We start from the raw sequence: 4637 nt of genomic DNA, 5'->3' as shown, positions 1-4637 counted from the left end.
GCCCTGGTGGGTGCGGACCGTTGGTCCGCACGCCGATGGCATTTGACGCGCTGTAACGAAAAGAGAACAATTCTCATCCAGCCATGGTCCTGCGCCCCCTTGCGGCGCCCCGCTGCCGTCCCCGGCATGCCTGCGTGATCCCAGCCACCGACCTTTCCCCCCTGCATGGGCGGATGGCCCGTGGCCGCCCGCCGAGGATCTCCATCGATGTTGCCGATTCGCTCCCCCCGCCTGGCCGTACTGGCCGTCGCGCTGTCCGCCGCCTGCACTGCACACGCCGAAGCCCCGGCCGAATCCCGCAGCGCCACCGATCTGGACGCGGTCAAGGTCATCGCCGAGCGTACCCATACCGAGGCTGGCGCCCTCGGCGATCGCGCGCTGCGTGATACCCCGTTCGCGATCACCGCCGTCGGCCGTGAGCAGATCGAACAGCGACAGGTCGTGTCGCTGGGCGAAGCCTTCCTGCTCGACCCCTCGGTCACCACCCAGGTCAGCGCCTATGCCAGTGGCTGGAGCTCGCCGATCCGCAACCGTGGCATCGACCTGAATTTCGACAGCTACCGGGTCAACGGTCTGCAGGTCTCGTCCTGGGGCACCGAATGGCCGCTGGAAGTGATGGAACAGGTCGACCTGCTGAAGGGTCCGGGAGGTTTCCTGTACGGCTTCGGCGCGCCGGGCGGCATCGTCAACTACATCACCAAGAAACCGACCGACGTACCGACCTTCTCCGCCCAGCTCGGCTGGCGCGAACAGGGCATCGTCAGCGGCGGCATCGACGTCGGCGGCCGCTTCGGCAACGAGCAGATGTTCGGCTACCGCTTCAACGCATACCAGGAAAAGGGCGAAACCTTCAACGGTGGCCATGTCGATCGCAAGGTCGGTGCACTGTCGCTGGACGCGCGACTGAGCGATGCGCTCACCTGGACCTTCGACGGCGTGTTCCAGTCGCGCGACCTGCGCGAGGAATCACCGCAGTACTACTTCCGTGGCCTGACGTCACTGCTGCGGCCGATCGCCGGCGATGTCGACAACAGCGTGCCCGGCACCTACTACGACACCCGCTCCAGCCTGCTGTCCACCGCGCTGAACTGGCAGATCAACAGCGACTGGAAGGCCAGCCTGAGCTATGGCGTCACCACTTCTTGGAATGACGTCAACAAGATCTTCGCCTACATCGACGATACCAACGGCGACTACGCCGTCAACGTCTATGAGCTCGGCGGCAAGAGCGAGTGGAAGCTGGCGCAGGCACTGGTACAGGGCCGCTTCGGTACCGGCCCACTGCAGCACCAGCTGGTGGCCGGTGTCAGCCACCAGACCGGGCTGGGCTGGGACCGTCCCTACGAGTTCAGCCTGATCGGCCGCGCCAACCTCTACCAGCGCCATGGCATCCGTCACGACGCGGTGGGTTCACGGGTGATGACCCGCGGTGACGAGACCGTGCAGCAGGCGGTGTTCGTCAGCGATACCGTCGATCTCGGCCATGGCTGGTCGGTGCTGGCCGGTTGGCGCTACAACGACTTCGAGACCAAGGGCGCCTACCACACCTATCCGGTCACCCCGACCTACGCGGTCATGTTCAAGCCCAGCGAGGCCGTCACCCTGTATGCCAGCTACATCGAGTCGCTGGAAGCAGGCAGCCGCGTAGGCAACAGCTACATCAATGCCGGCGATGTGCTCGACCCCACCATCAGCAAGCAGTACGAGATCGGCGCCAAGGTGGAAGCGAATCGCTGGAACGCGAACGTCGCTGCGTTCCGCCTGGAGCGTGGCGCCAACATCGATCAGCTGACCGATGCAGGCAAGCGCCTGGTGCAGGATGGCATCACCCTGTACGAAGGCGTCGAAGCCAGCGCCGACCTGCACCTGACCGATGCGCTGACCGTGGGTGGTGGCGTGACCTGGCTGGACCCGACCTACGACAAGCTGTCACCGGGCAGCGCGGCGCAGGAAGGCAACCGTACCGTCGGTGCTGCGCGCTGGAGCGGCGTGCTGCACGCCACCTACCAGCTGCCGTGGGTGGAAGGGCTGGAGACCTATGCCGCCGTGCGCTACTACGGCGATGTCTGGTACGACGCCGACAACACCCTGAAGCTGCCCGACTACACCCTCGTCAACGCCGGCGTCGGTTACCGCCTGCTGGCCTCCGGCCATCCGGTGACCCTGCGTGCCAGCGTGGAGAACCTGGCCAACCGCAGGTACTGGTCCAATGCCGGCGTCGGCCTGCCGCGCACCTTCGCGCTGAGCGTTCGGTTCGACATGTAACGGGTCTCGGTAGCGCCGGGCCATGCCGGCGGCTGCATGCCACGCCGCGCTGCGTGCTCGCCGCGCATGGCGCGGCGCTACCGGATTTCACGCGTGGCCCGTAATAATGGTGGCCGATCCTTTCGCCGAGCCTGCATGTCCGCACGCGAATCCCGCCTCAGCCGCCTGTGGGCCCACGAGAAGGCCAGCTATGGCCTGCGGGTGTTCATTGCCCTGACAGCGGCCCTGGCCGTGTGCTGGCACCTGGATGCGCTGACCGCGCTGCCCGGCGTGTTCCTCGGCATCATCGCCAGTGCGATTGCCGAGACCGATGACAACTGGTGGGGCCGGACCAAGGCCGTGCTGCTGTCGCTGTTGTGCTTCTGCCTGGCGGCGGCCTCGGTGATCTGGCTGTTCCCCTGGCCGTGGATATTCATCGCGGCCCTGGCGCTGTCCACGTTCGGCCTGACACTGCTCGGTGCACTGGGCGAGCGCTACGCGTCCATCGCCCAGGCGACCGTCACGCTGGCCATCTACACCATGATCGGCCTGGAACAGCATGGTGCCCATGACCTGCACAGTGCGCTGGATGCGGTCAGCCACCTGCTGGCAGGTGCAGTCTGGTACGGGCTGCTGTCGATCCTGTGGACCACGTTGTTCGCCAACCGGCCGGTGCGCGAGCGCGTGGCCCGCCTGTACGTGGAACTGGGCCGTTACCTGCAGCTCAAGGCCGCGCTGTTCGAACCCGTGCGCGAGGCGGACCTGCAGCGCCGCCAGCTCGACCTGGCCGAGCAGAACCGCCGCGTGGTCGGCGCGCTGAACGAGGCGAAGACAGCGATCCTGGCGCGCTTTGGCCGCTCCGGACGGCCCGGCGTCAACTCCGGCCTGTACCTGCGCCTGTACTACATGGCACAGGATTTCCATGAGCGCGCCAGCTCCTCGCATTACCCGTACGGCGCGCTGGTCGACGCGTTCTTCCACAGCGACGTGCTGTACCGCTGCCAGCGCCTGCTCGACCTGCAGGGCCAGGCCTGCGCACGGCTGGGCGAAGCGATCCGGCTGCGTCGTCCGTTCGTCTACGGCGAGAGCAACCAGCAGGCCGGGCGCGATCTGGCCGATGCCCTGGCCTACCTGCGCGACCAGCAACGGCCGCAGTGGCAGCGCCTGCTCGGCTCGCTGGACCTGCTGGTGCACAACCTGCGCAGCATCGAGCGCCGCCTGCTCGATGCCGAACGTTCCGAAGCCAGCCTGGACAACGTCGACACCCGCCTGCGCGACAGCAACCCGCACACCTTGCGCGAAATGGGCGTGCGCGTGCGCCAGCAGCTCACCCCCGGCTCGGTGCTGTTCCGCCATGGCCTGCGCATGGCGCTGGCACTGATCGCCGGTTTCGTTGCCATCCATCTGTTCAATGCACAGAACGGCTCGTGGGTACTGCTGACCATCGTGTTCGTGTGCCGGCCCAGCTTCGGTGCCACCCGCCAACGCCTGGCCCAGCGCATCGTCGGTACGCTTGCCGGCCTGGTGCTGACCTGGGCGCTGCTGCAGCTGTTCCCAACGCTGGAGATCCAGCTGCTGATCGCACTGCTGTCGGCACTGCTGTTCTTCTTCACCCGTTCCGACCGCTATCTGGTCGCCTCGGCCGCCATCACGGTGATGGCGCTGACCTGCTTCAACCTGATCGGCGACGGCTTCGTGCTGATCGTGCCGCGCATGGTCGATACGATCCTGGGGTGCGCGATCGCCGCAGCGGCCGCGTTCCTGATCCTGCCGGACTGGCAGGGTCGACAGCTGCACCGCGTGCTGGCGCGGGTGCTGGATACCGCCGCCCGTTATCTGGAATCGGTGCTGGGCCAGTACCGCAGCGGCATGCGCGACGACCTGGCCTACCGCATCGCCCGCCGCGACATGCACAACGCCGATGCCGCACTGTCCACCGCATTGTCGAACATGCTGCGCGAACCGGGCCACGTGCGCCGCAACCTCGATTCGGGTTTCCACTTCCTGGCGTTGTCCAACACCCTGCTCGGGCATCTATCGGCGCTGGGTGCGCACCGCGACCAGGTTGACAGCTACGCGGGCGATCCACTCGCGCTGGCCGCCGGCGAGCGGGTGCGTAAAGCGCTGCAGCAGCTGGCATCGGCATTGACGGCACAGCAGCCGGTGTCAGAGGAAGACAACGACGCCGATCGTGCGGTGGCCGCGGAACTGGAGCAGCTCGATGAGACGATGCCGCCGAAACTGCAGTTGATCCGCACGCAGATGGCGCTGGTGCTGCGGATGTTGCCGAAGGTCAGAGCGGCAGCGAATGGCGCGGTGCGCGGCTTGGCTTGAGCGGACCGCATCCACGCATGGCGTGGATCTACTGGAGCGCATCCACGCATGGCGTGGAT

Annotated in this window: 2 protein-coding genes; both read left to right on the top strand. The window is 66.7% G+C overall.

Going from position 1 to position 4637, the window contains the following annotated elements; genetic code table 11:
* The first annotated feature begins 207 nt into the window (after positions 1-207).
* Entirely contained in the window at positions 208-2265 is a 2058-nt protein-coding gene (locus tag AB4Y84_RS13735) for a TonB-dependent siderophore receptor (RefSeq protein WP_442244475.1), read from the top strand.
* Positions 2266-2400: 135 nt separating this feature from the next.
* Positions 2401-4578, top strand: coding sequence for a YccS family putative transporter (yccS, locus tag AB4Y84_RS13730; protein ID WP_223496900.1), 2178 nt, complete (start codon positions 2401-2403; stop codon positions 4576-4578).
* The last annotated feature ends 59 nt before the right edge of the window (positions 4579-4637 follow it).

This window comes from Stenotrophomonas sp. 2YAF22 (genome assembly GCF_052114665.1).
Classification (GTDB): domain Bacteria; phylum Pseudomonadota; class Gammaproteobacteria; order Xanthomonadales; family Xanthomonadaceae; genus Stenotrophomonas; species Stenotrophomonas indicatrix.
Note: the sequence above shows the minus strand (reverse complement) of the source record. Positions and strands in the feature narration are given on the sequence as shown.

What these genes read in the sequence shown, in the direction of transcription:
- yccS (WP_223496900.1), top strand. Translation starts at nt 2,401, where the DNA reads ATGTCCGCACGCGAATCCCGCCTCAGCCGCCTGTGGGCCCACGAGAAG.
- AB4Y84_RS13735 (WP_442244475.1), top strand. Translation starts at nt 208, where the DNA reads ATGTTGCCGATTCGCTCCCCCCGCCTGGCCGTACTGGCCGTCGCGCTG.